Raw genomic sequence first — 25,052 nt, 5'->3', positions numbered from 1 at the left:
GCGACCCATTTCCCGGAACGGTGCGTGTCCACCGAAGCGCTCGAGGATCTGATCGCGCGGGACAGCCCGCAATTCGACGTACCTCGCGGAATGATCCGCCGGATGACCGGCGTCGACCGGCGGTACATCCGCGCGGACGGATGGACGGCCTCGGACTTCGCCGTGGCCGCGTCCGGCAAGGCCCTCGCCGAGGCCGGGCTGGGGCCCGGCGACCTGGATCTGCTGATCTTCTCGGCCGTCAGCACGGATCTGCTGGAACCGGCGACCGCCCATGTCGTGGCCGCCGGACTCGGGGCCGGCTGCCCGGTCTTCGACGTCAAGAACGCCTGCAACAGCCTTCTGAACGCCCTCGAGATCGGTGACTCCTTCATCAGGAGCGGCGCCTACCGGCGCATTCTCGTCTGCTGCGGAGAAACGCTCACCTACGCCCTGCGCACCGGCGTGTCCGGGCCGCGGGAATTCCTCGACGCCATGGTCGGCTACACCGTGTCGGACGTCGGGGCGGCGGTCGTCCTGGAAGCCTCGGACGAACCGGGCATCATCGGCTGCTCGATGCGCGCGATCTCCGCCGAGTGGGCCGCGGGTGCCGTACCCGTGCCCGGTGCCCGCGCACCGCGGCAGTGCCGGCAACGGTTCGACCTGGCGGGCATGCGGCGCGCCGTCCATCGCGCCGTGGGGGAGGGCGATCTGTCCTGGCTCGTGGCCGGCACGGGCCTCAGACCCGAGGACGCCTCGTTGTGCTGTGCTCATTTGGCCGCCGATCTGCTCGCCGACGACTTCTGCGACGTGTTCGGCGTGCCCCGGAGCCGGCTGGTGACGACGATCGCCTCCCACGGCAACACCGGGTCGGCGACGCTCCCGTTGCAACTGGAAACGAGCCTGCGCGAGGGAAGGCTGCGCCGGGGTGATGTCGTCCTGCTCGTCGGCCTCGCCAGCGGCATCGGCCTCGGCGCGCTGTGGCTACGCCTGTGACCGGCCCGCTCCGGGCGGAACGAGAGAAGGGGGACGGGCCCGTGCCCGATCCGCATGAGACCCTGCTCGGCATCCTGGAAGCCCACTTCGGTATCGACCGCGCCGAGGTGAACCCCTCGGTGCCGCTCACCGCCCTCGAACTCGACTCCCTGGCGCGGGCCGAACTCGCCCTCATCCTGCGGGACCGCCTCGGTGTGGCCCTGACCGAGGAGGACCTTCCCGAGGGCGCCACCGTGAGGAACGTCCTGGACCTGCTCGCGGCCCGGATGGAGGAGGCGGAGGCGCTGCGAGCCGGTGGAGCATGATGACTCACCATCAGGTAGTGGTGACGGGGATCGGCCTGGCCACCGCTGCCGGCATCGGGCGGGACGCCACCTGGTCGGCAGTGTGCTCCGGCCGCGGAACCGCCGCCTCCGTGCCCCTGCTCGCCGGTCTGCCCGTCGACTTCGGCTGTACGGTCCCCGGGATGGAAGCCGCCGTCGCACCCCTGCGCCGCAAGGCATGGCGGCTCGACCGCTTCGCCCGCCTGGCGGTCCTCACCGCCCGGGAGGCGCTCGCCGACGCCCGGCTGGATCCCGCCGAGTGGGACGCCGGGCGCGTCGGGGTGGTCGTCGGCAGTGGCTGCGGAGGCGTCGAGAGCCTGTGGGAGCAGCAAGGCCGGCTGCGGGACCGGGGGCCGGAGGCCGTCTCGCCGCTGATGTACCCGTTGACGCTGATCAACATGGCGGCCGGAGAGGTCGCCCTGGACTGCGGGGCCGCAGGCCCGTCGCTGGCCACGGTCACCGCGTGCGCCTCGGGCGCGGACGCCCTCGCCGTCGCGCGCACCTGGCTGACCACGGGCGTCTGCAACATCGTGCTGGCCGGGGGTGCCGAGGCAGGCCTCACGCGCCTGCACGTCACGGGGTTCGAGCGCCTGGGGGTCCTGTCCCACCGCAGGGACGATCCCGCCTCGGCGTCACGTCCCTTCGACGCCTGCCGGGACGGTTTCGTCATGGGCGAAGCAGCGGCTGTCCTGGTGCTGGAGCGGCTCGACCACGCCCAGGCACGCGGCGTGCCGGTACGGGCGGTGTTCGCGGGCTGCGGCTCGGCCACCGACGCCCACCACCCGACGGCCCCCCACCCGGAGGGGGCCGGCGCCCAACGGGCCCTGGAGCGGGCGCTCGCCGACGCGGACGTCCACCCCCGCGAGGTGGACCACGTCAACGCCCACGGCACCGCCACCCCGCTCAACGACACCATCGAGGCCGGAGTCATCACCCGCGTCCTGCCCCACGGCCCCACCGTCACCTCGGCCAAGGGCGCGCTCGGCCACACGCTGGGCGCGGCGGGCGCGGTGGAGGCGGCACTCACGGTGCTCACGATCCACCACGCGCTCGTCCCCCCGACCGCCAACCTCCGGTGCGTCGACCCGGCTGTCCACCTCGACCTCGTGCGGGGCGCGGCCCGACCCCAGCGGGTCGAGGTGGCGGTGAGCCACTCGTTCGGCTTCGGGGGGCACAACACAGTGCTGGTTTTCCGGGCGGGGTAGGCCGCTCAGGCTGCCCGAGCCGACAGGGTCACAGGCTCCTCCGGCCGTCGCGCAGCTCCAGTCGTTCGCCCTGGAACCGCTCGCGGAAGCCGCGGTCGTGCGAGACCGTGACCACCGCGCCCGGGTACGCGGCCAGTGCCGCCTCCAGGTCCTCGACCAGGTCGAGCGCGACGTGGTTCGTCGGCTCGTCGAGGACGAGAAGGTCCGCGGGCCGGGTCACCAGGTTCGCGATCTGCAGCCGCCGCTGCTGACCTGCGGACAGCGCCGTGACCGGGACATGCAGGTCCTCCTCGCGGAACAGGCCCAGTGCCAGCAGCTGTTCTGCGTGCTCCTCCGGCAGGCCCGGCCGCCCGGCCGCGAAGGCGGCGAGGAGCGGGAGCCGCGTGGAACGCGCGGGCAGCTCCTGAGCCAGGTACCCGATCCGGGCAGGGCGGCGGACCGTGCCCGCGTCCGGCTCCAGGTCGCCCGCCAGGACGCGCAGCAGCGTGGTCTTGCCCGCCCCGTTCTCGCCCGTGACCAGCAGCCGCTGCCCAGGTGCGATCGCCAGCAGCCCGTCCAGACGCAGCCGCTCGCCGACGGCTACGCCGTCGAGCTCGGCCAGCGGGCGGTCGGGGGCAGGGCGCTCGCCGCCCGCCGCCGGCAGCGCTGCCGTGAACCGCAGTGGTTCCGGCGGGGCCGCCACCGGGTTGCGCCGCAGGTGGGCCAGCCGCTCGCGGACCGCCCGCACCTGGCCGCCGAGCTTGGCCTCGTGCGAGCGGCGGTGCTTGCCGAAGCCCTGCCGCGGGTCCTTGCCGGTGAAGGCCAGCCGCTTGCCGGCGGCCTCCAGGAGTTCCTCGGTACGGGCAATCTCCTGAAGCCAGTCCGCGTACTCCTGCTCCGCGCGGCGTCGGGCGGCGCCCCTCGCGGCGCGGTAGCCGGCCCAGCCGTCGCCGTACCGGCGCACCGTGCGCGTATCCCGGTCGACCTCGAGGATCGTGGTGGCGATGCGCTCCAGGAAGCCGCGGTCGTGGGTGACCGCGACGACGGTGCCGCGGTGCGCGCGCAGGTGCTCCTCGAGCCAGCGCACGGCCGCCGCGTCGAGGTGGTTCGTCGGTTCGTCGAGGAGCAGCAGCTCGGGTGCGGCGGCCAGCACGCAGGCGAGCGCGAGCCGCGACTGCTGGCCGCCGGAGAGCGAGCCGAGCACGCGGTCACGGGTGATGCCGGCGAGCCCGAGCCCGTGCATGGCGGCGTCGACACGGGCGTCCGCCTCGTATCCGCCGCGTTCCTCGTACGCCATCAGCAGCTCGCCGTACGCGGCGAGTTCGTCCTCCGACGCGTCACCGAGACGCTCCTCCGCGGTGCGCAGCCGGCGCTCCATGTCGCGCAGTTCGGTGAGGGCTAGGTCGACGGCGTCCTGCACGGTGCGGTCCGGGTCGAGGCCGAGGGTCTGGGTGAGGTGGCCGGTGCCGCCGGGGAAGCTGAGGGTGATCTCCCCGGTGTCCGGCACGTCGGCCGCGGCGAGCAGCCGCAGCAGGGTGGACTTGCCCGAGCCGTTCTCGCCGATGACGGCCGCCTTCTCGCCGGGGCGGACGGTGAAGGAGACCTGGTCGAGGACGGTCCGGGTGCCGTAGGACTTGGTGACGTCCTTGACGGAGAGCTGCACCACGGCAGCAGCGGGCATGGCGGTATGGGCGCGTTCGCGCATGTGAACTTCCCTGGGAATGCAAGTGTCTACGGGCAGCAGAAACGGCGGCGTCGGCCGTGCCCGGACTCAGAGAAAGTAGAAGAAGGCCATGCGCCCACCATAGCAAGACGATACGTCTCGGCATCTGGTTTTTTCCGCCTCCCGAAGCCCGTGATCCACGCCACCCGCCGCCCGAGCGGCCTGCTCCCCGCGCGCTTGTCAACGAGTGTTGACGGCGGCTCGGTGTGTCAACCATCATTGACGGCATGGCTGGAACGGATGCTGACGCGGATGCGGGAGAGGCAGCCGGAACCGCCGAGGCCGCTTTGAACGCGGATCCCCGCGTGGGACTACGGGCCGTCGCCGCGCTGCGGCGACTGGTCGAGCACCTGGAGGCCCTGCAGGTCGGCCGGGCACGGCAACTGGGCTGGTCCTGGGAGGAGATCGGCGGCGCCCTGGGCGTCAGCCGGCAGGCCGTCCACAAGAAACACGCCAGGAGGGGTTAGGCATGTTCGAACGGTTCACCAAGGACGCCCGCGTGGCGATCATCAGCGCGCAGGAGGAGGCACGCGCACTGGGTCACGGACGCATCGGCCCCGGGCACCTCCTGCTCGGCGTCACCACGTGCTCCGGGGCCACCGGCACCGCGACACTGATCAGGCTGGGAATCACGCCCGAGGCGCTGCGCGACGCGCTGGCGGCCGCGGGCGCTCCCGCAGCGCCCTTCGACGAGGAGGACGCACAGGCGCTGCGCGCCTTCGGTATCGACCTGGAGGCCGTGCGCGGGCAGGCGGAGAAGGTGTTCGGTCCGGGCGCCCTGGACTCGCCTCCGCCGGCTCCGGCGGGGGAGGGGCGCGGGTTCCTGCGTGGCCGCGAGAGCGGTTCACCGGTTGCCCGGAAGCCGCACATCCCCTTCGAGCGCGAGGCCAAGAAGGCGCTGGAGCAGTCGCTGCGGGCGACCCTGGAGCGCAAGGACCGTTCCATCGGAACCGAACACGTCGTGCTCGGCGTTCTGGACGCCGGTGGAGGGGCGACGGCGGACGTGCTGGGGAGGCTCGGCACCGATCCGGCCGCCGTACGGGCAGGGCTGCTGGCCGACCTGGACCGGGCCGCCTGAGCCCGCCCTGGCGGTCTGCGCAGCGGCCCCGCCCCGAGCTGAGATCATTGCGGCATGTCTATTCGCATCATCGCCGCCTGTGACGGGGCTTCGAAGGGCAACCCGGGGCCCGCTGCCTGGGCTTGGGTCGTAGCCGACGCACAAGGAACCCCCGAGCGCTGGGAGGCGGGCCCCCTCGGCCGGGCCACGAACAACGTCGCGGAGCTCACCGCGCTCGAGCAGCTCCTCGGCGCCACCGACCCGGCCGTTCCCCTCGAGGTGCGCATGGACTCGCAGTACGCCATGAACGCGGTGACCAAGTGGCTGCCCGGCTGGAAGCGGAACGGCTGGAAGACCGCCGCCGGAAAGCCCGTCGCCAACCGTGACCTCGTCGCCCGCATCGACGCCCTGCTCACCGGCCGTCCCGTGGAATTCCGCTACGTGCCGGCGCACCAGGTGGACGGCGACCTCCTGAACGCGATCGCCGACCAGGCAGCCAGCGATGCGGCCGTGGCCCAGCTCCCGGCGGGGACCTCCCACGGGGCCGGGGCCATGCCGGTGCCCGCCGCACGTCCCGAACCCGCGCAGGGCAAGCAGCCCCGTGCGGGGAGGGGTGGGAAGCCCTCGGCGGCCGGAGCCGCCCGTACCACGAGAACGCTCCGCGCGAAATTCGCGGGCCGGTGCGTCTGCGGCCGGTCGTACGCGGCCGGAGAGGACATCGCCAAGAACGCGAAGGGCTGGGGTCACCCGGCATGCCGTGACGTGGTGGCTCAGGCGTGATCAGCGCGGCCATGTGGAAACGGTCGGCGACAGCTGTAGTGGTGAACCTGCTGCTGGGCATTCCTGGAGTCGTGCCGGTGTGGCTCCTGTGGTACTTCGCCGTGAACTGGCCGCTCGCCGCGATCGGCTGGTCCGACCCGGAGCCGACGGAGAACGACGGCACGCTGCCGGGGCTGCTGGTCGGAGTGCTGCTGCTGGGGCTGTTCGTCCTGTGGTGGCTCATCAACCGCTCCGTACGGCGCAGGACCACGCTGGATGCCCGGCTCTACTGGCCGGTGAGTGCTGTGGCGACGCTCGTTCCTACGTTCGTGCTCATGGTCGTCCTGTAAGGCGGGGCTTCCGGTGCACGGCATCCGGGTGATCCCGACCATGGACGGCAGGCGCTGAACGACGGTGGTCTCCAACTGCCCCCCCACCAAGGTGCGATGACGGACGAGTCCCCCGAACCCTTTCCCGTGTAGATCGTTGTCGTAGGTACGACGGTGGAGCGGCAAGGCTTTGGTGGGGAGCGAGGCGTGGTGAACGACGCCACGGAGGACGGCAGTCTCTGGCGGCATCGTGGCTTCCTCCGATACTGGAGCGCGAACGCCGTCGACCTCGTGGGCAGCGGTGTCACGCAGGTGGCGCTCCCGCTGGTCGCGGTCGTGGCGCTGCACGCCTCCGTCTGGCAGGTCGCGCTGTTGTCGTGCGCCCAGAAGCTCCCGCCCCTGCTGGTGTCGCTGCCCGCCGGGGCGGTCGCGGACCGGCACCGTAAGCGTCCCGTGATGGTGGGCGCGGCGCTGGCCGGCGGTGCCGCGTTCCTCATCGTCCCACTTGCCGACGCCATGGGCCGGCTGTCCCTCGAGCTGCTGTACGGGGTGGCGCTGGTGAGCGCGGCCGCGGAGGTGTTCGGATCCACCGCCCGCATCAGCTTTCTTCCCTCGCTGTTGCCCCGTTCGCGGCTGCTGGAAGCCAACTCCAAGCTCAGCGGGGTCAACTCCCTGGCCGACAGTGCCGGATCCCAGATCGGTGGCGCTGTGGTCACCGTCCTCGGTGCCGCCCATGCCATCTACCTGGACGTCGCTTCCTACCTGGCCTGTGCCCTCCTCCTGGCCCGCATCCGTACCCCTGAACCGGCCGCGCCGCAGCCGACCAGGAAGACGACCTTCCGGGCCGAGATCGGCGAAGGGCTGCGCTATGTCTGGTCGCATCCCACGATCCGGCCGTTGGTGCTCGCCGCCACCGCGTACGTCGCCGTCATGGCCTTCCTCGCCACCCTGTGGTCCGTCTACGTGCTGCGCCAACTGCACTACTCGAGCGCGGCCTTGGGTGCCACGCTGAGCGTGGCCGCACTCGGCGGGTTCTGCGGAGCCCTTGTCGTCCGCCCGGTGGTCGCGCGGTACGGACCAGTGCGCGTGATGCTCGCTGCACTGGCCCTGGCCCCGTTCACCGAGGTGCCGCTGCTGCTCGCCACGCCCGGTCGTCCCTGGCAGGTGGCGGTCGGTTTGGGATTGTTCGTCCAGTTGGGGTGTGCCGTCGTCCAGGGTTCCACCCAGCGCACTGTCCGCCAGGCCGTCTGTGACCCCGCACTGCAGGGCCGCATGCTGGCCACGAGCCGGTGGGTCGTCTACGGCTCCCAGCCGGTGGCCGCCCTCCTCGCCGGCGCCGTCGGGACCTGGCTCGGGCTGTGGAACGGCCTCGTCATCGGCACCCTCGCCCTCGCCGTCCCGTTCCTCGTACTGCGCTCTTCCTCGCTCCCCGGCGTGTGCCAGGACACCGCCGTCACCGAAGAAGCCCGTCAGGCACGGTGTGTGCCCACAAAAGGAAAGTGATGCCGCATGAGCCCTGGAGCGATTCCGGGCCAGTCCCGTCAGCCCCGCCCCGTCGGACGGTACGTTCCCGCCAGGGGAATCTACACGGAGTCGGCGCGTCTTCAGCGGCTCGGCTGGCTTCGCTCCATTACCCGGCTGGGACTGGGCTCCTTGCAGCACACGCAACTCGACGCCGGCAAACTGACCGGAAACATCGAGGGATTCGTCGGTACCGTCGAGATTCCGGTCGGCGTGGCCGGGCCCTTGCTGTTTCACGGGGACAATGTCCAGGGCGAGATCTATGCCCCCATGGCGACCACGGAGGGCGCCCTCGTATCGTCGGCGACGCGGGGAGCCCTGGCCGTCACCATGGCAGGTGGCGTCAGCACCCACGCGGTCGCGCAGACGATGACGCGTGCACCTGTCTTCGCCTTCACCCGGCTGTCGGCCGCCGGCCGTTTCGCCTCGGAGATTCTCCAGCACCTCGGCGACCTCCGTACGGTCATCCGGCAGGTCTCCGACCATGCCGAACTCGTCTCGATCGAACCCGTGGTGCTGGGCAGGACCGTTCACCTGAGGTTCCGGTACACCACCGGGGACGCGGCAGGCCAGAACATGACCACTGCCTGCACCTGGCACGCTTGCCAGTGGATCCTGGAGCGGCCTCATCTGATCGAAGGCGAGGAGCTCGAATCCTTCATCATCGAGGGAAACACATCGGGCGACAAGAAAGCATCGTCGCAAGCCGTGGCGGAAGGCCGCGGAATCAGGGTGTCCGCTGACTGCGTCCTGCCAGGAGGCGTTGTCGAGCGGGTCCTGAAGACGACATCCGACGATCTGGTCAGGGGTTATCAGCACATCGCCGCCGGGGCCGTGCACAGCGGAGTGCTGGGCTCGAACGCGAACACCGCCAACATCGTGGCGGCGATTTTCACCGCGACGGGTCAGGACATCGCCTGCGTCCACGAGTCGGGCGCGGGGCAGTTCCTCCTCGAACGGACGCCGGACGGCGTCTATGCGAGCATGACCCTTCCCGGCCTGGCGGTCGGCACGGTCGGGGGCGGTACCCACCTCCCCACGCAGCAAGAACTCCTGGAAGCGATGGGGTGTACGGGCCGGGGAAGCGCGGCCCGACTGGCGGAAATCATTGCCGGCTTCGCACTGGCCCTGGATCTCTCCACGGTCTCGGCAGCCGTTTCCGGGCAGTTCGCCAGTGCCCATGAACGCCTGGGGCGCAACAGGCCGGTCCGCTGGTTCCAACGCGAGGAGCTCGACGCCCGGTTCTTCGAATCGGCGCTGGGCCACTCCGTGATGCCCGGCGTCAAGGTCAGAAGCGTCGAAACCGCCCACATTCCCATGGGGCCCAGCGTCCTGTCGGAGCTGACGTCGCGGACGGTGAAGAAAGCCGTCGGGCTCTTTCCGATGCAGCTGAGGGTCGACCACGACGACGTGGAGCAGAAGCTCGACGTCATGGTCAAGGTGAAACCCACCGACCGGGAGGTCATCAAGATGGGCGGAATGGCGGCCGCCCTGTGTGGTGGTCCGGTGGCTGCCCACTACCGCAGATTCGAGCAACGCCTCGGCTTCGTGGGATGCGATGTGCGGGAACTGGCTCTGTACGAGCAGACCGATTCCCGTTTCACCAGCCTGATCCCGGAGCTGTACCGGACCTATCGCGATGACCGGAGGGAGGCGTACGTCATCGTGATGGAGTGTCTCGGCGACATGGAGCGGATGGACACGTCGGATCACGCACGCGGATGGTCACGCAGGCATCTCGGCATCGCTCTGCGTGACCTCGGGCAACTCCACTCCGTCTGGTACGGCAAGGAATCGGGGCTCCGCCGGATGCCGTGGATCGGGCACGTCCCGAATGCCGCGGACATGGTGGAGATGAAGGAACTCTGGCTGGCGCTGGCCGACCACTCGGCGCAGGAGTTCCCCGAGCTCGTCGGCGAACGCCACCACGACCGGCTGGTTTCCTGCATCGGAACCATTGACCGCTGGTGGCCGCAGATCGAGGCGATGCCGAGGACGCTCGTCCACAACGACTGCAATCCCCGCAACCTCGCCATCCGGGCGGACGGCAGGCTGTGCGCGTACGACTGGGAGCTCGCCACCCTGCACATTCCCCAGCACGACCTGGCGGAACTGCTCTGCACCGCGCTGGAACCCGGCGACATCGATGCAGCGGTGGTCGAGGAACTTTCGGAAGTCCACCGCCGGTCGCTCGAGTCCCATGCCCGGACCCCCATCGACAGGAGCCAGTGGGAATCCGGCTACCGCCTCGCCCTCATGGACCTGGCCGTCAACCGATTCGGGCTCTACTTCGTGGCGCACACCGTTCGCCACTACGGCTTTCTCGAGCAATGGTGGCGCAACCTCTGGTCCTTGATCGATCTGGCGGAAGCTGCCGACGGGAGCTGATTCCCGGCTCTGGGGCGACAAGTTTTCCGCATGATGTTTCCTCGGATCGTAACTTTGATCGCCTCGTTCCGTTAAGCCAACCGGGTGAGAGGCGGCGGTGATATTGCGTGGAGCGGACCGCCGTTCTCCCTGTGCTGTTTCCCATCGAAGAGAAAAGGCGGACCAGTGGGTTCACTGAAGCGATTCGCAGTTCTGTCCAGCATGGCGGTGGCGGTTCTGGCCTCCCCCGCGGGGATCGGGGCCGCGAGTGCCGACACGATCGATCTGGGGGCGGGCGGCCTGCTGTCCAACGTCGGGAGCAGGAACTCCTCGGCGCACTCCAACCTGTGCGGCGCCAGCAGGGTGGGTCTCCTCAACGACCGTACCTGTGTGACCCGGCGTGACTCCCACCACCGCCACGACCAGGGCCGTCAGGTGACCGGCCCGACCGGCGGGCTGCTGTCCAACATCGACTCCCGCAACGCCTCCGGATACAGCAACAACTGTGGAACGGACACCGTCGGAATCCTCAACCACACCACTTGCGTCGCCGAAGAGAAGTAGGGCACGCAGGCGGGCCACTCCGGGACGGTGGCGTCATCCGACGCCGTACATGCGTTCCCACGGGTCGTTCCGGGGTGGCCCGGCCCCGCTGCCAGGGCTGTCCGCGCCCCGTCACAGTCCCCCTACGACACGGAAGGGTGCGGCGGGTACGCCGATCACCTCGCTGGTCGTTTCGCCGGTCGTCCTCCCGCCCGGAATGAGACTCGGACGGACGGATGCGAGACTGAGATGGCGGAGGTGGTGTCATGGTCGACAGGGACGACCGGGCGGTCACCACCGGGGCGGACGAGCAGATGATGGAACAGCTGCTCGCCGAGGCCAATGCGATCGTCCCCTACCGGCTGCCCGGACTGGTGAACCGGTGCGCCCGAGCACTCGGCCTGGACAGCGCCACGATCTATCTCGTCGACCTCCAGCAGCATCTGCTCATCCCGCTCGACGACCAGACCGAACGACTGCCGGTGGACTCCAGTGAGGGAGGCTGGGCCTACCGCACCCTCTCGCTGCGGGTCCACGAGTCCCGGGAGGGAGTGGTGGTGTGGCTGCCGATGGTGGACGGCGCGGAACGGCTCGGCGTGCTGGGGATACGGGCAACGGCGCTGGACGGGGTGCGGCTGCGCCGTTGCCGCATGCTGGCGCGGGTCCTGTCCCTGGTGGTCACCTCCAAGCGCACCTACAGCGACTGGTTCGTCGCCCGCATCCGCACGCAGGGCATGGATCTGCCCACCGAGATGCTGCGCGCCTTCCTGCCACCACGCAGCGTCGGCCGCACCGGCGTGATCTCCACCGCCGTGCTGGAACCCGCCTACGAACTCGGTGGAGACGCCTTCGACCACTCGGTGAGCAAGAACATCCTGCACGCCAGCATCTTCGACGCGATGGGCCACGACCTTGCCTCGGGACTGACCACCTCGGTGGTGATGGCCGGCTGCCGCAACGGCCGCCGCTCCGGCGCCGACCTGCCGAACATGATCGAGGTGGTGGACCGGACGCTCGCCCAGTGGCTCCCCGAACAGTTCTGCACGGGCGTGGTGTGCCAGCTGGATGTGGACACCGGCGTGCTGCGGTGGTGCAACTGCGGCCACCCGCCTCCCCTGCTGATCCGCAACGAAGCCGTGCTGGAGCATGCCCTGGAAAGCCCCCCTCAGTCGCCCATGGGGCTGCCGTTCCAGCTCGGACCCACCCACCGCGAGGTGCACAGCGCGACGCTGGAACCCGGTGACCGGGTGCTGCTGTACACCGACGGCGTCACCGAGGCCCGCGGCAAGGACGGGGAGGCGTTCGGCCTGGACCGGTTCACCGACTTCATCATCCGCTCCTCCGCCGCGGGCCAGCAGCCCTCAGAGGTCCTGCGACTGCTCATCCACGCGATCCTCGAGTATCAGGGCAACGCCCTCAGCGACGACGCCACCATCCTGCTCCTCGAATGGCACCCGGAACTCATCGAATGGCACTACGGAGGCAGCCCCACCGAAGCCTCCTGACGGGTTCCTTCTCAGCCTCTCCGGCTCTTCGGCGCTACTTCCTGTTCCTGGGATTCGGCCAGGAGCCGCAAGGCGCGTTGCTTGAGTTCGGGGTCGGCCTTTGCGGCGTCGCCGGCGTCGAAGGGAGGACGGGGGTCGTATTCGATGGCCAGCTGTACGGCCTTGGCCGTGTCGTCTCCGGCGATCAGGGACGCCAGGTACAGCGCCATGTCCAGCCCCGCCGACACGCCCGCCGCAGTGATGATCTTTCCCGAGCGGACGTAGCGTTCGGGCAGGTAGGTGACGTCGTAGTGGGTTCGGAGATACTCGGCGGAGGCCCAGTACGTCGTTGCCCGTCGGCCCTTGAGCAGTCCCACCGCGGCGAGAACGAGTGAGCCGGTGCACACAGAGGTGGTCCACTGGCTGTGCCGGTCGATCCTGCGGATCCAGCGCAGCAGTTCCTGGTTCTCCATCGCCGCGACTGTGCCGCGGTTGCCCGCGCCGGGGACGAGGAGTACGTCGAGGTGGTCGACGTCGGCGATGGACCGTTCGGCCATGACGGCCACGTCACGGGTGTCGGTGCGGACGGGGCCTCGCTTCTGGGCGACCATCGTGACGGTGGCGCCCGGCAGCCGGGACAGCACTTCCGCGGGGCCGGTGGGATCCAGCAGGCTGTAGCCGTCGTACAGCAGGATGCCGATATCCAGCATCGTGCCGGCCGCCGCCGGCGTGGGCGGCGCTGCCTGCGCAGGCTTCGCCGCCTGTGCCGTTCCTGTGCCGGCCGCGCTGGTCATGGTGAGCGCGGCGGTGGCCGCGGCCCCGCGCAGCAGGTGCCTTCGCGTCGTCATATGGCTCATGGCAGGCAAGTCTTGTCTCCTGCCGGGACGCGTGCTCGCGGCATGTCCGGCATCTTGCGAATCATGTCCCCGCCCACTCCGTAGTGGTCCAGGAAGGCCTGGCGCAGTGTCTGCGGTGACGTGAATCCGCAGCGGCGGGCTATCGCGTCCAGTGACAGGCGGCTCGACCGCACCAGATGCGCGGCCGCCTCCGTTCGGGCCGCCCGTACCGCTCGAGCCGGTGTCGTACCGAGGTGCTCGGTGAAGAGCCGTGTCAGATGCCGCGTGCTCACACCTGCGCGGGCCGCGAGTGTGCCCGGGGTCAGGTCCTCGGCCAGGTGGGCGGCGATGTAGCCGGTGAGGTCCCGTACCAGCCGGTCGCCGGGCGGCGGTGCGGCCAGGAACATGCTGATCTGGGCCTGGTCGGCGGGACGGTGAAGGTACGAGACCAGCTCCCGGGCCACCGCGCGGGCCAGCGTCGGCCCGTGGTCGTCCTCGATCAGCGAGAGCGTGAGATCGAGCGCGCTCGTCACCCCGGCCGCGGTGTAGACGTTCCCGTCACGGATGTACAGAGGACCGACGTCCACGGCCACATCGGGGTGCCGGGCGGCGAGTTGCTCGCCGTACCCCCAGTGCGTCGTGACCCGTCGATGGTCCAGCAACCCCGCCGCGGCCAGCACGTAGGTCCCGGTGCACACGGAGGCGACGCGTCGGCTGCGCTCGGCCAGTCGGCGGACCTGCGCCAGCAACCGCTCGTCCGCCGACGCCGTCTCGTATCCCACACCGCCGACGACGATGAGTGTGTCCAACCGCCCCGTGACCGCCTCCAGCCCACGTCCGGCACCCAGCACGATCCCCGCCGAACTGCGGGCCGCGCGACGGCCGAGCGTTCCCAGCTCTATGGCGTACGGCGGGGTCGCCCCGTACCGGTTGGCGATGTCCAACGCGCCGCTGGGGCAGGCAATGTCGAGAATCTGCGCATCGTCGTAGGCGACGATGAGGATGCGCCGCTGATCGTCCATGGCACCGATCCCATCACACGCCCGCGCAGAGGCCGGCCTACCGCCCGGCTAGCCTGGCGGCATGGAAGCAATCCTGGTCAGCGCGTGTCTGCGTGGGGTGCCATGCCGGTTCGACGGGCGTCACAAGGTGTCGCCGGAGATCGAGGAGGCGGTGGCCGGTCGCGAAGTCGTTTCCTTCTGCCCGGAGGTCGCGGGCGGGCTCGCGACACCGCGCAGGCCCGCGGAACTCGTGGGCGGCGACGGGCACGACGTGCTCGACGGGACCGCGCGGGTCGTCGAGGACACCGGACGTGACGTGACGGCCCAGTTCGTGGACGGAGCCCGCCGCGCACTCGCGGCGGCTCGGCACGCGGGCTGCACCCAGGCGCTGTTGATGCCGCGCAGTCCTTCGTGCGGCCGCGGTGTGGTCCACGACGGCTCGTTCGCCGGGGAGCTGATACCGGGGGACGGAGTGACGGCGGCCCTGCTCGAGCGGAACGGGATCGCCGTGCGCCCCGCCCCCGGCGTGTGACGGCCGCCGCCTCCCGGCGGTGACCAGGGCGTCCGCACTCGGCGAGCCCGCACGGAACCCCGGCACGCGCGCCACTTGGGCGGCGTGCCCGGGGCGGCAGAGCCGCTGACGCCCACCCCCGCGGTCAGCTGTGCGCATCGCGTGCGCCCATGCGCGCACGCAGGCGCCCGGAAGCGCTCATCGGGCGCTGTTGCCCGCATCCTCGCGACCGTTGACCGACCCCTTTGAGCCACTTACGTTCGGGATGAGGCCCGGTCCATGTGGACGGGCCCGTCGCGGCTCTTGGGGGCGCAGGTGCACTGGTATGTGGATGTGCTCAAGAAATACGCGACATTCAGCGGACGGGCGGGCCGCCCCGAGTTCTGGATGTTCACCCTGATCAGCTTTGTCATCAGCATCGTGCTGGCCGTCATCGACGCTCTGCTCGGCACGGGCATCATCATCGAAACCGTCTACGACGTCGCCGTGCTCGTTCCCAGCCTCGCCGTCAGCGTCCGGCGTCTGCACGACACCGACCGGTCGGGCTGGTGGCTGCTGATCGGCCTGATCCCGATCGTGGGTCTCATCGTCCTGATCGTGTTCTGGGCCACGGCCGGCAAGCCGCAGGAGAACGCCTACGGCCCGAATCCACAGGAGGTTCCGGCCCACTAGGGCCCCGCATCCGCAGCGACCCCGGCGCCCGGACGGCGCCGGGCTTTGCTGTGATCGGGCCGGGCCGCTGGCTGATCCGTAATTCGTTTGACCGGGGCAACGGGTCGACGCTGCACTGTGGCGGGACACCACGAACGTGGTGCCGGCATCCCGGGGAGGCAGCGGCAGCAATGGAGATCCGTCCGACGACCGACAAGGATCTCGACGTCTTCGTCGACACACTGCATGCCGCCTTCGGGCTCTTCCGGGAAACCCCGGCCGAGGGCGGCGGCGGGGTCTGGTGGGCGGCCCTCGAAATGGACCGTGGCCTGCTCGCCCTCACGGCGGACGGGCGGCCCGTCGGCACCGCCGGCGCGTACTCCTTCGAGCTCACCCTGCCCGGTGAAGTCCTCGTCCCGGCCGCCGGGGTGACCGCCGTCGGCGTCCTGCCCTCGCACCGGCGCCAGGGCGTGCTCAGCGCGATGATGCGGCATCAGCTTGCCGAGCTGCGGTCTCGAGGGGAATTCCTCTCCGTACTGCTGGCCGCCGAGGCCCCGATCTACGGCCAGTTCGGCTACGGACCGGCGACCTACCTGCAGCGGCTGACGGTGCCGCGCCACCAGGCCGCCTTCGCCCTCCCCCGAGCACGCGGAGTGGCCGACGCACCGGCGACCGGATCGGACACGGGCTCGGTCGAGCTGCTGCGGCGTGCCGAGTGCGGCGAGATCCTGGAAGAGGTCTACGACCGGTACCGCCGCGCACAGCCCGGCGCACTGTCCCGGCCGCACCGCTGGTGGGCCTTGGGCGCGGGCCGGCCCCCGGTCGCTCCCGCACCGCGCTACGTCGCCGTCCACCGGGACGCCGACGGCGTCCCGGACGGCTACGCCAGCTACTCGGTCGGGTCCGGCACCCTGACGGTCGACGAGACCATCACCGCCGACGACGCCGTCTTCACGGCCCTGGCCCGGTTCGTGCTCGGACACGACCTGGTCACCCAGGTCGTGTTCAAGCACTTCCCGCCCGAGCACCCGCTGCGCCTGCAGCTCGCGGACTTCCGCGCCGGCCAGGTGAGCGACGACACCGACGGGCTCTGGGTGCGGCTGCTGGACGTCCCGCGTGCGCTGACCGCGCGCGGCTGGTTCACGGACGGCGAGCTCGTCCTCGACGTCGACGACCCGTTCCTCGGCGAACACGGCCGCTACCTGCTGACCGTCCGGGACGGCAAGGCCGAGTGCGTCCCGACGGACCGGGAGCCCGACCTGTCCCTGGACGTGGGTGACCTGGGCTCGGTGTACCTCGGCGGCACCGCCCCGAGCACGCTCGTGCGAGCCGGGCACATCCGGGCCCACCACCCGGGCGCGGCCACCCTCGCTGACGCCCTCTTCCGCGCCGACCGTCCCCCGCACTGCCTGCACTGGTTCTGAGCGGGCGCTCGCAGACAGCAGGCAGGTGCACGAGGAGTCGGCGGACTCCTACGGATGCGTCTGTATGCCGCCTTGACGCTGGAGGATGACGCTTTCTCTGGGTATCCCTTTTGCCGAAGCGACCGGCGGGTCTGAAGGGAGAACCCAGATATGGCGGGACATCAGGACTTCGATCGGATCGGACCAGCAGCGATCGGCCACGTCAGACGCAGACACTTCACGCTGACGGCCGCCGCGGCGGTGCTGGCGTTCGCCGCCACACCCGGCAGGGCGAGCGCCGAGGAACTCCGGGATCGCGACCTCGGTGCCGACCCCTTCACCCTCGGCGTCGCTTCGGGCGATCCCCTGCCGGATGCGGTGGTCCTGTGGACACGACTGGCGCCGCGCCCTTGGGAGCCGGGGAGCGGGCTGCCTGCCGCGGGCATGTTCCCCGTCCGCTGGGAGATCGCCGAGGACGAACGCTTCGCGCGCGTCGCCCGCCGGGGGCAGACGATCGCCGGAGCCGACGCCGGGTACAGCGTCCATGTCGACGTCCGGGGGCTCCAGCCGGGCCGGACCTACTGGTACCGCTTCCAGGCCGGTTCCTGGACGAGCCCCGTCGGCCGCACCCGTACCGCCCCCGCCGCCGCGAGCTCTCCCGAACGGGTGCGTCTGGGCGTGGCGTCGTGCCAGCAGTTCGACGAGGGCTACTACACGGCTCTGCGGCACCTGGCCCACGAAGACCTCGACGTCGTGTTCTTCCTGGGTGATTACATCTACGAGAACGCCATCGACGCCGCGGCCGGCGACCGGAAGCTCCCCGAGGGCAGCCGGCTCCCCGACGTCTTCGCGCACGAGACCGTCACACTGTCGGACTACCGGCTGCGGTACGCCCTGGGCAAGTCCGACCCCGATCTGCAGGCCGCCCATGCCGCCCACCCCTGGTGCGTGACCTGGGACGACCACGAGGTGGAGAACAACTACGCGGCGGCGGTCTCCCAGGACAACGACCCGACCGGCCAGTTCCTGCTGCGCCGGGCCGCGGCCTACCGCGCGTACTGGGAGAACATGCCGCTGCGCCTGCCGCAGCTGCCCATCGGGCCGGACATGCGACTGTACCGGCGCCTGCGTTACGGGAGGCTGGCGCAGTTCGACATCCTGGACACCCGTCAGTACCGCTCCGACCAGGCCTACGGAGACGGCTGGAAGCAGCCCGGACCCGCGTCCGAGGACCCCGCCCGCACACTCCTGGGCTCCGCACAGGAACAGTGGCTCTACAGCGGATTCCGCCGGTCCACAGCCACCTGGAACGTCCTTCCCCAGCAGGTCGCCTTCTCCCGGCGCAGACTGCGCCGGGAGAATTCCCCCTTGTCGATGGATGCCTGGGACGGCTACCCGGCAGCCCGCAAGCGGCTTCTCGACGCCGCCGGCACCGCGGGGATCACCAATCTCGTCGTCCTCTCGGGCGACTCCCACATCCACCTGGCCATGGACATCAAGGAGGACTTCGACAACCCCGGCTCCTCCACGCGCGGGATCGAGATCCTCGGCACGTCCATCTCCAGCGGGTCCGACGGGCTCGAGAAGCCCGAGGACTGGGAGAGCCTTCTTTCCGTCAATCCGCACATGGCGTACTACGCCAAACGCCGGGGCTACGTCGTGGTCACGCTCACCCCGTCCCAGGCACGGGCCGATTACCGCATCCTGCCCTATGTCACACGCCCCGGCGCCCCCGTCTCCACCGCCGCCGGCCTGATCTGCAGGGCCGGCCGCCCCGGTTTCGAACGGCCCTGAAGCGCGCTCCGCGACCGGCCGCGCGGCACGGTCCGCCGGATCCGGTCCCGCACCCGCCGCTGTGAGGGTGCACGGTCGCGGCCTGTCCCGGGCCGTAACCGTGCACTCCGCTCGCCGTCAGGCGCCGGTGGTGGATCCGGGGCGGATGATCATCAGGACGGTGACCACGGCCCAGGAGAGGGCGAACAGCCCGGTGACCATCGACAGCCGGGGAAGTCGCGCGGCGGCCGAACGTGCGGCTTCGTCGCTCCAGGGCTGCTCCAGCACGGTCATGACGGCGTCCTGGGTGTAGACGGCGACGCCGAGCAGGACGGCGGCCACCGCGGTCAGGGCCATCGACACCACCAGCCAGGTGTCCCCGAGCACGCCCATCTGACGGGCGGTGGCCATGCCGAAGACCGGGACGCTGACGCCGAGGACGGCGTAGACGCGGGTGACGCGGTGGAGCAGCCGGACGGCGGACAGGCCCGGACGGGGGCCGGCCGCGCCCGCGGCGGGGGCCAGGAACTGCCGGGCGTAGCGCGGGAAGAGGCCGGCGGCGACGGTGGCCGGGCCTATCAGCAGCACGGCGGCCAGGACATGGAGGCTGAGCAGGAGCTTGGTCATGGACCGGATTCCTCGAGTTTCAGTCCGACTTAAACTCCTCGGACGTTAGCATCCCCCTGTGCGGGCGGGACGACAGGCCCCCGTCGGCCTCAGACGTGACGAGAACAGGAGCAGGTGGCACGGCCTTGGCGGCAGACAACCCCGCAGACACATCTCCCGAACGGTCCGGACGGTCTGCCGCGCCCGCTTCGCCGCCCCTCGCGCTGTTGTTCATCGGTGCGGGACGGTTCGTCCAGGAAGAGGTCAACCGGCGCCTCGAGGCCCAGGGTCACTCGCTGCGGCTCATGGGCGCCCTGGGTCATCTGGCGCACGAACCGGGGTTGTCCTACAGCGAGTTGGGCCGCCGCGCCGGGGTGACGGCCCAGAGCATGCAGGCCACGGTACTTCGGCTGGAGCGGGCCGGTGCCGTCGCCCGGTCAACGCCTGCCGGACGCGGCCGGACCGCCGAACTCCACGTCACCGAGGAGGGCACGCGGATGCTGGAGGACATGCGGTCCACGCTGACCGATGTGGAGGAGGCCCTGCTGGCCGGCTTCCCGGCCGAAGACCGCGCCGCCCTCGGCAAGGCCCTCGGCCGGCTCCTCGGCAACCTCGACCGACTGCGCGGGCCTGGCGCGGGAGGGTCCCGTCCCGCATGACGTAACAGGGGCTGTCGTCCCCGGCTGACGAGCAGCTGCGACATCCGGCCCTCGCACTCAGCCGGCTGCAGCCCCTCCCGTATCCGACGTGCCGACGGGGGAGCCGGCCAGCCGCAGGGCGCGGTCGCGGTCGCGGGTGTCGAGGGCGTCGATGAGGGCGGCGTGGCGATCGTGCCGGGCGCGGAGGGTTTCGGGGGTGGCGACGGGCTCGGCGAGTTCGACGACCGTCAGCAGGCCGCCGTACAGCGAACGCAGCAGGCTGCTGGGGCTGAGGGCGGCGAGGCGGGTGCGCAGCAGCCGGTCGGCGTGCGCGAAGGCGACCGGGTCGGGGGCGTCGGCTGCCTCGGCCAGGGCGGCCAGGTGACGCCGCAACTCGGCGATGTCGGCGGGGGACGCGTGCCACAGGGCGTCCTCGACGAGCAGGGGGTCGAGGGCGTCGCGGATGCGCAGGGCCTCGTCGGGGTGCTGCTCGTCCAGGGCCTGGGCCCAGGCGTCCAGACGCCTGGCGGGGGGCGGTTGGGCGGCGAAGAGTCCCCCGCCGGGGCCGGGGCGCACGGTGACCAGGCCGCGGGTCTGCAGGAGGCGCAGCGCCTCGTTGAAGGTGCCGGCGGATACGCCGCACTCGGCGCGCAGGTCGTCCTTGGTGCCGAGGCGGGTGCCCGGCTGGGTGCGGGCGATGCGGTCGGCGATGTGGTCGGCGGCGACTTCGGCACGCGAGGGGGAGGACGGGCGCTCCCAGTCGTCGCGGCGCAGGGCGGGGGGTTCTGTGTCCTCGCGTGTGTGACGCGCGTCGTGCCCGCCCGTGCGGTGGTCTGCGGTTCCCACGGTGTCTCCTCGGCGCCCGGCTGAATTGATTATGACGAATACCCTCGCACCCCTTGACGTCTTTCGTAAAGCGCATGCATGATCACCGTAATCATCATAATGATTTCAGGGGGGTTCATGGACGAGCAGGACTTCCGTGATGCGATGGCCGGGGTCTGCGCCCCGGTGACGATCGTGACGGCCGCCGAGGACGGGATCCCCTACGGCGTCACGGTGAGCGCCTTCAGCTCCGTGTCGCTGCGCCCCGCGATGGTGTCGGTGGCGCTGGACCGTTCCTCCGGCGTGCTCGGGCACATCCTCGCGACCGGGCGGTTCGGGGTGAACGTGCTGGGCCGCGACCAGGACGAGCCGGCCAGGACCTTCGCCCGCCGGATACCCGACCGCTTCGCCGCGTCCGGGGTGCCCTGGCGCTACGACCACGGGCTGCCGCGACTGACCGGCGCGCCGGGCTGGCTCGTGTGCGGGCTGCGCTCGGCGGTCGAGGGCGGCGACCACCTGCTGCTCCTCGGCGACGTCGAACACGTCCGCACGTCCAGGGCCGCGCCACTCGTCTACAGCCACCGCACCTTCGGTACCCACTCCGCGTTCGCGCGCTGAACCTCAGGCAGGAGACCCACATGACCACCATGCATTCCCGTCCCGTACCGTCCGCCGCCGCTTCCGCCCCGGTCCCGACCCGCGCGGAGCTCCTCGGACGGGCGGAGGCGCTGCAGCCGCTGCTGCGTGAACATGCCGCCCGGATCGACGCGGACCGGCGGGTGACCGACGAAGTGATCGACGCCCTGGCGCAGGCCGGGCTGTTCAAGATGACCGTGCCGCGGCGCTTCGGCGGTCACGAGAGCGACGTACGCACCGTGATCGACGTGACGGCCGCGATAGCCGAGGGCGACGGCTCGACAGGCTGGGTGACCGCTGTGGTCAACATGTGCAACTGGCTGGCAGCGCTTTTCCCCGAGCAGGCGCAGGAGGAGGTCTTCGGCGCCGACCCCGAGGCCCGGGTCACCGGGGTGTTCAGCCCGACCGCCACCAGCCGTAGGGTCGAGGGCGGCTGGCGGGTGACCGGCCGCTGGTACTACAACTCGGGTTCCTCGCACTCCTCGTGGGCCGTCATCGGCATGCCCCTCACCGACGGGAACGGCGAGGTGGTCGACCAGGCGATGGCCCTGGTGCCGCGGTCCGACCTGGCACTGGAGGACACCTGGTTCGTCGCCGGGCTGCGCGGCACCGCCAGCAACTGCCTGATCGCCGAGGACATCTTCGTGCCCGAGCACCGGGTGATGTCCGTGCCGCGCGCCATCGAGGGCGACATTCCCGCCGACCACGGCCCGAGCGGCCTGTTCCGCACCGCCTTCGCCCCCTGGCTGGCCGTGGGCCTCGCGGGCCCCCAGCTCGGCATGGGACGCGCTGCCCTGAAGCTCGTCACCGAGAAGGCCGTGACCAAGCCGGTCTCGTACACGTACTACGAGACCCAGGCGGAGTCGGTCGGCGTGCAGCTGCAGGTCGCCGAGGCGGCCATGAGGATCGACACCGCCCATCTGCACGTGTACCGCGCCGCCGCCGACCTCGACACGGCCGCGGACCGGGGCGACGACCTCGACCTGCTGACCAGGGCGCGGGTGCGCGCCGACACCGGACACGCCATCGACAACCTCATGTCCGCCATCAACACCCTGCTCAATGTGCACGGCGCCGGATCCTTCGCGGACACCAGCGCGCTGCAGCGGATCTGGCGCGACGCGAGCGTGGCCGCCCGGCACGCGGCGTCCACGCCCTCGATCGGCATGGAGGTCTACGGGAAGGTGCTGCTCGGGATCGAGGAGCGGATCACCCCGTTCGTCTGATCGCATCCGTGGCCGGCCACTTCGCCGGGCGGGGGCGGACATGCCGCCGTCACGTCGCGGCCCGTCCCGCTCGACGCCCGGTGGGTCACTTCCACCGGGCGTCGGAGCCGGCGAAGAACTTGAGGATGGTCAGGACCGCGATCAGCTGCATCAGGATGTAGGCGACCTGCGCGGAGAAGCTGCGGATCTGGTAGATGGACAGCAGGAGTCCGATGCGGTTGGGCCAGAAGCGCCGTTCGGAGCGGAAGGTGTCGGCGTCCATGGCCAGGCTCGTCAGGGTGAGCACCAGCAGCATGAGGGAGATGCCGACGGCGATGTTGCCGATCTCCTGATCGGTGATGAGGTTGCCGAGCAGGCCCAGTGCGATCAGCAGGGTGTAGGCGATGGTCAGGCTCAGGGCGCGGGCCGGGCCCCGGCGGCCGGGCAGCATGCGCCACAGCGCTCCCAGGACGAGGCCGGCGCCCGCCCAGACCAGTTCCCAGTAGACGAACATCCACACGATCTCGGGCAACCCGAACATGTACAGCCCCCGGCGCATCCACTCGGCCGGCGGTGAGTACGCCATCCAGACCATGAGGATGCTGCCGGGAACGCCGAGGGCGGCCGCCAGCGCGGCGGCACGGCGTGCGTTGTCCCACCACTTGGCGTGCGGGCCCCAGCTGAGGGCGACGTCGATGACGGTGACCTGGGCCGGCAGCCAGGGCCGTGCCGTGCCGTCGGCGCCGGGGGCCGGGCGCCAGCGGTGCAGGCGGCTCAGCTCCTTCTCGATCGCGTGCCGCTTGAGCATGCCCTCGCCGCCGCCTTGGTCGATGGTGCGCAGGGCGGTGGTCAGTTCACGGTGGCGGCGGGCCCGGGTGATCAGGTCGTTGCGCTCGGCCTCGGTGATGGTCTCGCACAACTGCGGGGAGCCGGCGCACCCTTCGAGGTGCTGGTTCAGGACCGACCGGCGCTGTCCGACGGCCAGCAGGCCGTAGAGGGCGGCGATGGCGAGCACCAGCCAGAGGGCCGCGAGCGCCTGGCTGCCGGCGTAGGAACCCTGGCGCCAGGCCACCACGACGGCGAAGAACACGGCCAGCAGGAGACGGTCCAGGGGCATGGGGCTGGCGTACGGCACGGTGGGCGCGAGGTCCCTGGCCCGGAGGAGGGCGACGATCGCGATGCCGGTCAGCACCCAGGTGTGGGTGTAGTACCACGCCGGGACCTGAGAGGCGAAGGAGGCCGTGTCGCGGGCCAGGAAGGCGAGGTGCTGGACGTGGTACGCGGTGACGGTGTGGTCGGCCAGCCAGCTGACGCGCTGCCACTTGCGCTCGATGGCCCACATCGCCCAGCCCAGGAGGAGAAGGACGACGGCGGCGAGCGCGGGGCCGAGGCGGCGCAGCCTGAACGGCGTGGCGGTGGGGCGGATCAGCCCGCCTCCGTGGGCGAGCATCCAGGCCCACAGCACGATGCCGGCCAGCCACAGCCACTCCATGGCAGCGGCCACCGCCAGCAGCACGGCGAACCCTCCGTCGGACGGGCCGGTGACCGTGGCCAGTTGCGGGGGGAGCCCGAAGAGGGACGGCGCCGCGGCCACCAGGGTGGTGGCCGCCGCGAGGAGCGAGGCGGCCACCATGACCGACTTCCTCGGGCGGGCCGAGGCGACCAGGAGCCAACCCGCCACGACGCCGATCAGCACGGGCCAGCGCATGCTGTATCCAAGCCAGGCGGGCGGGTCGTCGGCGAGGGCCTCGGTGATGGTGAGCATCGCCTTGTACAGCAACAGGACCATCACGCCGAGAGCCGCCTTGAGCACGCCCCACCACCACAGGGAGGTGCTGCTGCTCTTCTCCGGCTCGGTGAGCCCGGGTCCGGCGGGCTGGCGGCGGGCGCGCAGGGCGGCCGCGACGATGACGATCGAGCTGCCCACCCACCAGGTGGTCATCCCCGCGGCGTTGGCGACCAGCCATGGCTCGCTGCTGCCGCTGGTCGCGGCCCAGGCCCGCTGCCAGGGAGGGAGCACGTCCACCGTCACCATGGGGCCGGACGTCCTGGACTGCCCGAGTCCGGTCCACTCCAGGTGTCCCTTGTCCGCCTTCGAGGGCCGGGGGGTCACCCGGGAGGCGGCGAGGCCGCCCAGGTCGATCCGTACGCGGTCCCAGTGGGCGCCCTTCAGGGCCGGCGGTGCGGCGAGGGAGAAACTCCACTGCTTGGTGCGGACGTCCATCACCCAGGGCCCGGCGTTGAACCGCCCGCCGTTGTTGAACCGGAACTGCGTCTCGTAGCCGACCTCGACCCAGGCCCCCTCGGCCTTCACCCGCGGGCTGTGGATGCGCCATTCCTCGGGCCGCTTCATGGTGTCCGGGGCCCGCAGCAGGCAGCGCAGCGCACGCCGGTAGGGCTCGGAACTCTCGCTCAGCAGCAGGTCGTTGGCGTACGTCCACCCGGTCGGCACCCGGACCGTCATCAGCCCCGTGGCCTCGGCGACGGAACGGGCATGGTTCTCGAGCCGCAGTTCCACGTCGGTGCGTGCCGCGGTGAGCTGCCGCGTGTGGCAGTCGACGGGGGGCGGGGCCCCGGCGTCGTCGGCCCGCGCCGGCCATGCGCCCCACCACATCAGGCCTGCGAGCAGCGCGGCGGAGCAGCGCCGCCACCACGGTCCGCGCATCACGGGGACGCGTGCCGGCCGTCGTGCCCGCCCGCATCCG

General features: G+C 71.0%; 24 protein-coding genes. 18 read left to right on the top strand and 6 right to left on the bottom strand.

Going from position 1 to position 25,052, the window contains the following annotated elements; translation table 11 throughout:
* Positions 1-24 precede the first annotated feature (24 nt).
* Genes ACIG36_RS15460 through ACIG36_RS15450 form a run of 3 tightly spaced genes read left to right on the top strand, consistent with a single transcriptional unit; the run spans position 25 to position 2,500 of the window.
* Positions 25-972, top strand: a complete 948-nt coding sequence (locus ACIG36_RS15460) for a 3-oxoacyl-ACP synthase III family protein (protein WP_399927036.1) — start codon at positions 25-27, stop codon at positions 970-972.
* 41 nt (positions 973-1,013) lie between these two features.
* Positions 1,014-1,277 carry an acyl carrier protein gene (locus ACIG36_RS15455; protein ID WP_399927034.1) on the top strand — a complete coding sequence of 88 codons (264 nt, stop codon included), beginning with the start codon at positions 1,014-1,016 and terminating at the stop codon, positions 1,275-1,277.
* Complete coding sequence (locus tag ACIG36_RS15450; RefSeq protein WP_399927032.1) at positions 1,277-2,500, top strand: beta-ketoacyl-[acyl-carrier-protein] synthase family protein; 1,224 nt, start codon at positions 1,277-1,279, stop codon at positions 2,498-2,500. The genes ACIG36_RS15455 and ACIG36_RS15450 overlap by 1 nt, the downstream gene beginning before the upstream one ends.
* Before the next feature lie 28 nt (positions 2,501-2,528).
* On the opposite strand, the gene abc-f is transcribed toward ACIG36_RS15450, so the two are convergent.
* The gene (abc-f, locus tag ACIG36_RS15445; protein WP_399927030.1) at positions 2,529-4,184 is read right to left on the bottom strand and encodes a ribosomal protection-like ABC-F family protein; all 1,656 of its coding nucleotides are present in this window, start codon (positions 4,182-4,184) and stop codon (positions 2,529-2,531) included.
* A 245-nt stretch (positions 4,185-4,429) separates the two neighbouring features.
* Here abc-f and ACIG36_RS15440 point away from each other — a divergent pair, with 245 nt between their 5' ends.
* The 8 genes from ACIG36_RS15440 (at position 4,430) to ACIG36_RS15405 (ending at position 12,283) form a co-directional block, all read left to right on the top strand.
* A complete protein-coding gene (locus tag ACIG36_RS15440) occupies positions 4,430-4,669 on the top strand; it encodes a hypothetical protein (protein ID WP_399927028.1) in 240 nt (79 codons plus the stop codon).
* Positions 4,670-4,671: 2 nt separating this feature from the next.
* Positions 4,672-5,280: a Clp protease N-terminal domain-containing protein gene (locus ACIG36_RS15435; protein ID WP_399927026.1), complete on the top strand. Its 609-nt coding sequence runs from the start codon at positions 4,672-4,674 to the stop codon at positions 5,278-5,280.
* A 54-nt stretch (positions 5,281-5,334) separates the two neighbouring features.
* Positions 5,335-6,039: a ribonuclease H gene (locus ACIG36_RS15430; RefSeq protein ID WP_399927024.1), complete on the top strand. Its 705-nt coding sequence runs from the start codon at positions 5,335-5,337 to the stop codon at positions 6,037-6,039.
* A complete protein-coding gene (locus ACIG36_RS15425) occupies positions 6,036-6,368 on the top strand; it encodes a hypothetical protein (protein ID WP_399927022.1) in 333 nt (110 codons plus the stop codon). Before ACIG36_RS15430 ends, ACIG36_RS15425 begins: the two co-directional genes overlap by 4 nt.
* 189 nt (positions 6,369-6,557) lie before the next feature.
* Positions 6,558-7,850, top strand: a complete 1,293-nt coding sequence (locus ACIG36_RS15420; RefSeq protein WP_399927020.1) for an MFS transporter — start codon at positions 6,558-6,560, stop codon at positions 7,848-7,850.
* Between the two features lie 6 nt (positions 7,851-7,856).
* On the top strand, positions 7,857-10,256 hold the full coding sequence (locus ACIG36_RS15415; RefSeq protein ID WP_399927018.1) for a phosphotransferase: 2,400 nt from the start codon (positions 7,857-7,859) through the stop codon (positions 10,254-10,256).
* Positions 10,257-10,457: 201 nt separating this feature from the next.
* The gene (locus ACIG36_RS15410; RefSeq protein WP_399927016.1) at positions 10,458-10,799 is read left to right on the top strand and encodes a hypothetical protein; all 342 of its coding nucleotides are present in this window, start codon (positions 10,458-10,460) and stop codon (positions 10,797-10,799) included.
* A gap of 245 nt (positions 10,800-11,044) precedes the next feature.
* A complete protein-coding gene (locus ACIG36_RS15405) occupies positions 11,045-12,283 on the top strand; it encodes a PP2C family protein-serine/threonine phosphatase (RefSeq protein WP_399927014.1) in 1,239 nt (412 codons plus the stop codon).
* Positions 12,284-12,294: 11 nt separating this feature from the next.
* Here the strand turns inward: ACIG36_RS15405 and ACIG36_RS15400 are convergent, their stop codons facing one another.
* Positions 12,295-13,119: a DJ-1/PfpI family protein gene (locus tag ACIG36_RS15400; protein WP_399927012.1), complete on the bottom strand. Its 825-nt coding sequence runs from the start codon at positions 13,117-13,119 to the stop codon at positions 12,295-12,297.
* Positions 13,116-14,120, bottom strand: a complete 1,005-nt coding sequence (locus ACIG36_RS15395; RefSeq protein WP_399927010.1) for a GlxA family transcriptional regulator — start codon at positions 14,118-14,120, stop codon at positions 13,116-13,118. Before ACIG36_RS15395 ends, ACIG36_RS15400 begins: the two co-directional genes overlap by 4 nt.
* A gap of 61 nt (positions 14,121-14,181) precedes the next feature.
* Here ACIG36_RS15395 and ACIG36_RS15390 point away from each other — a divergent pair, with 61 nt between their 5' ends.
* The 4 genes from ACIG36_RS15390 (at position 14,182) to ACIG36_RS15375 (ending at position 18,458) form a co-directional block, all read left to right on the top strand.
* Complete coding sequence (locus ACIG36_RS15390; RefSeq protein ID WP_399927008.1) at positions 14,182-14,631, top strand: DUF523 domain-containing protein; 450 nt, start codon at positions 14,182-14,184, stop codon at positions 14,629-14,631.
* A 294-nt stretch (positions 14,632-14,925) separates the two neighbouring features.
* Positions 14,926-15,282 (top strand): DUF805 domain-containing protein, encoded by a 357-nt coding sequence (locus ACIG36_RS15385; protein ID WP_399927619.1) that lies wholly within the window; start codon positions 14,926-14,928, stop codon positions 15,280-15,282.
* A gap of 170 nt (positions 15,283-15,452) precedes the next feature.
* Entirely contained in the window at positions 15,453-16,685 is a 1,233-nt protein-coding gene (locus ACIG36_RS15380) for a GNAT family N-acetyltransferase (RefSeq protein ID WP_399927006.1), read from the top strand.
* A gap of 150 nt (positions 16,686-16,835) precedes the next feature.
* A complete protein-coding gene (locus ACIG36_RS15375) occupies positions 16,836-18,458 on the top strand; it encodes an alkaline phosphatase D family protein (protein ID WP_399927004.1) in 1,623 nt (540 codons plus the stop codon).
* Positions 18,459-18,575: 117 nt separating this feature from the next.
* On the opposite strand, the gene ACIG36_RS15370 is transcribed toward ACIG36_RS15375, so the two are convergent.
* Positions 18,576-19,064, bottom strand: a complete 489-nt coding sequence (locus ACIG36_RS15370) for a hypothetical protein (RefSeq protein WP_399927002.1) — start codon at positions 19,062-19,064, stop codon at positions 18,576-18,578.
* A gap of 206 nt (positions 19,065-19,270) precedes the next feature.
* Here ACIG36_RS15370 and ACIG36_RS15365 point away from each other — a divergent pair, with 206 nt between their 5' ends.
* Positions 19,271-19,702 (top strand): MarR family winged helix-turn-helix transcriptional regulator, encoded by a 432-nt coding sequence (locus tag ACIG36_RS15365; RefSeq protein ID WP_399927000.1) that lies wholly within the window; start codon positions 19,271-19,273, stop codon positions 19,700-19,702.
* Between the two features lie 57 nt (positions 19,703-19,759).
* On the opposite strand, the gene ACIG36_RS15360 is transcribed toward ACIG36_RS15365, so the two are convergent.
* Positions 19,760-20,527 (bottom strand): FadR/GntR family transcriptional regulator, encoded by a 768-nt coding sequence (locus ACIG36_RS15360; protein WP_399926998.1) that lies wholly within the window; start codon positions 20,525-20,527, stop codon positions 19,760-19,762.
* A 117-nt stretch (positions 20,528-20,644) separates the two neighbouring features.
* Between ACIG36_RS15360 and ACIG36_RS15355 the strand changes: the two genes are divergently transcribed.
* Both ACIG36_RS15355 and ACIG36_RS15350 read left to right on the top strand, forming a co-directional pair.
* Entirely contained in the window at positions 20,645-21,124 is a 480-nt protein-coding gene (locus ACIG36_RS15355) for a flavin reductase family protein (RefSeq protein ID WP_399926996.1), read from the top strand.
* Positions 21,125-21,144: 20 nt separating this feature from the next.
* Positions 21,145-22,368, top strand: coding sequence for an acyl-CoA dehydrogenase family protein (locus ACIG36_RS15350; RefSeq protein ID WP_399926994.1), 1,224 nt, complete (start codon positions 21,145-21,147; stop codon positions 22,366-22,368).
* A gap of 85 nt (positions 22,369-22,453) precedes the next feature.
* Here the strand turns inward: ACIG36_RS15350 and ACIG36_RS15345 are convergent, their stop codons facing one another.
* A complete protein-coding gene (locus ACIG36_RS15345) occupies positions 22,454-25,012 on the bottom strand; it encodes a DUF6185 family protein (RefSeq protein ID WP_399926992.1) in 2,559 nt (852 codons plus the stop codon).
* Between the last annotated feature and the right edge of the window lie 40 nt (positions 25,013-25,052).

The sequence above is a fragment of the Streptomyces sp. NPDC053048 genome (genome assembly GCF_044547045.1).
Lineage (GTDB): Bacteria > Actinomycetota > Actinomycetes > Streptomycetales > Streptomycetaceae > Streptomyces.
Note: the sequence above shows the minus strand (reverse complement) of the source record. Positions and strands in the feature narration are given on the sequence as shown.

Excerpts from the sequence above, each read along its gene's own strand:
- ACIG36_RS15450 (WP_399927032.1), top strand. The coding sequence starts at position 1,277 with ATGACTCACCATCAGGTAGTGGTGACGGGGATCGGCCTGGCCACCGCT.
- abc-f (WP_399927030.1), bottom strand. The coding sequence starts at position 4,184 with ATGCGCGAACGCGCCCATACCGCCATGCCCGCTGCTGCCGTGGTGCAG.
- ACIG36_RS15440 (WP_399927028.1), top strand. The coding sequence starts at position 4,430 with ATGGCTGGAACGGATGCTGACGCGGATGCGGGAGAGGCAGCCGGAACC.
- ACIG36_RS15435 (WP_399927026.1), top strand. The coding sequence starts at position 4,672 with ATGTTCGAACGGTTCACCAAGGACGCCCGCGTGGCGATCATCAGCGCG.
- ACIG36_RS15430 (WP_399927024.1), top strand. The coding sequence starts at position 5,335 with ATGTCTATTCGCATCATCGCCGCCTGTGACGGGGCTTCGAAGGGCAAC.
- ACIG36_RS15415 (WP_399927018.1), top strand. The coding sequence starts at position 7,857 with ATGAGCCCTGGAGCGATTCCGGGCCAGTCCCGTCAGCCCCGCCCCGTC.
- ACIG36_RS15410 (WP_399927016.1), top strand. The coding sequence starts at position 10,458 with ATGGCGGTGGCGGTTCTGGCCTCCCCCGCGGGGATCGGGGCCGCGAGT.
- ACIG36_RS15405 (WP_399927014.1), top strand. The coding sequence starts at position 11,045 with ATGGTCGACAGGGACGACCGGGCGGTCACCACCGGGGCGGACGAGCAG.
- ACIG36_RS15400 (WP_399927012.1), bottom strand. The coding sequence starts at position 13,119 with ATGAGCCATATGACGACGCGAAGGCACCTGCTGCGCGGGGCCGCGGCC.
- ACIG36_RS15395 (WP_399927010.1), bottom strand. The coding sequence starts at position 14,120 with ATGGACGATCAGCGGCGCATCCTCATCGTCGCCTACGACGATGCGCAG.
- ACIG36_RS15390 (WP_399927008.1), top strand. The coding sequence starts at position 14,182 with ATGGAAGCAATCCTGGTCAGCGCGTGTCTGCGTGGGGTGCCATGCCGG.
- ACIG36_RS15380 (WP_399927006.1), top strand. The coding sequence starts at position 15,453 with ATGGAGATCCGTCCGACGACCGACAAGGATCTCGACGTCTTCGTCGAC.
- ACIG36_RS15375 (WP_399927004.1), top strand. The coding sequence starts at position 16,836 with ATGGCGGGACATCAGGACTTCGATCGGATCGGACCAGCAGCGATCGGC.
- ACIG36_RS15370 (WP_399927002.1), bottom strand. The coding sequence starts at position 19,064 with ATGACCAAGCTCCTGCTCAGCCTCCATGTCCTGGCCGCCGTGCTGCTG.
- ACIG36_RS15355 (WP_399926996.1), top strand. The coding sequence starts at position 20,645 with ATGGACGAGCAGGACTTCCGTGATGCGATGGCCGGGGTCTGCGCCCCG.
- ACIG36_RS15350 (WP_399926994.1), top strand. The coding sequence starts at position 21,145 with ATGACCACCATGCATTCCCGTCCCGTACCGTCCGCCGCCGCTTCCGCC.
- ACIG36_RS15345 (WP_399926992.1), bottom strand. The coding sequence starts at position 25,012 with ATGCGCGGACCGTGGTGGCGGCGCTGCTCCGCCGCGCTGCTCGCAGGC.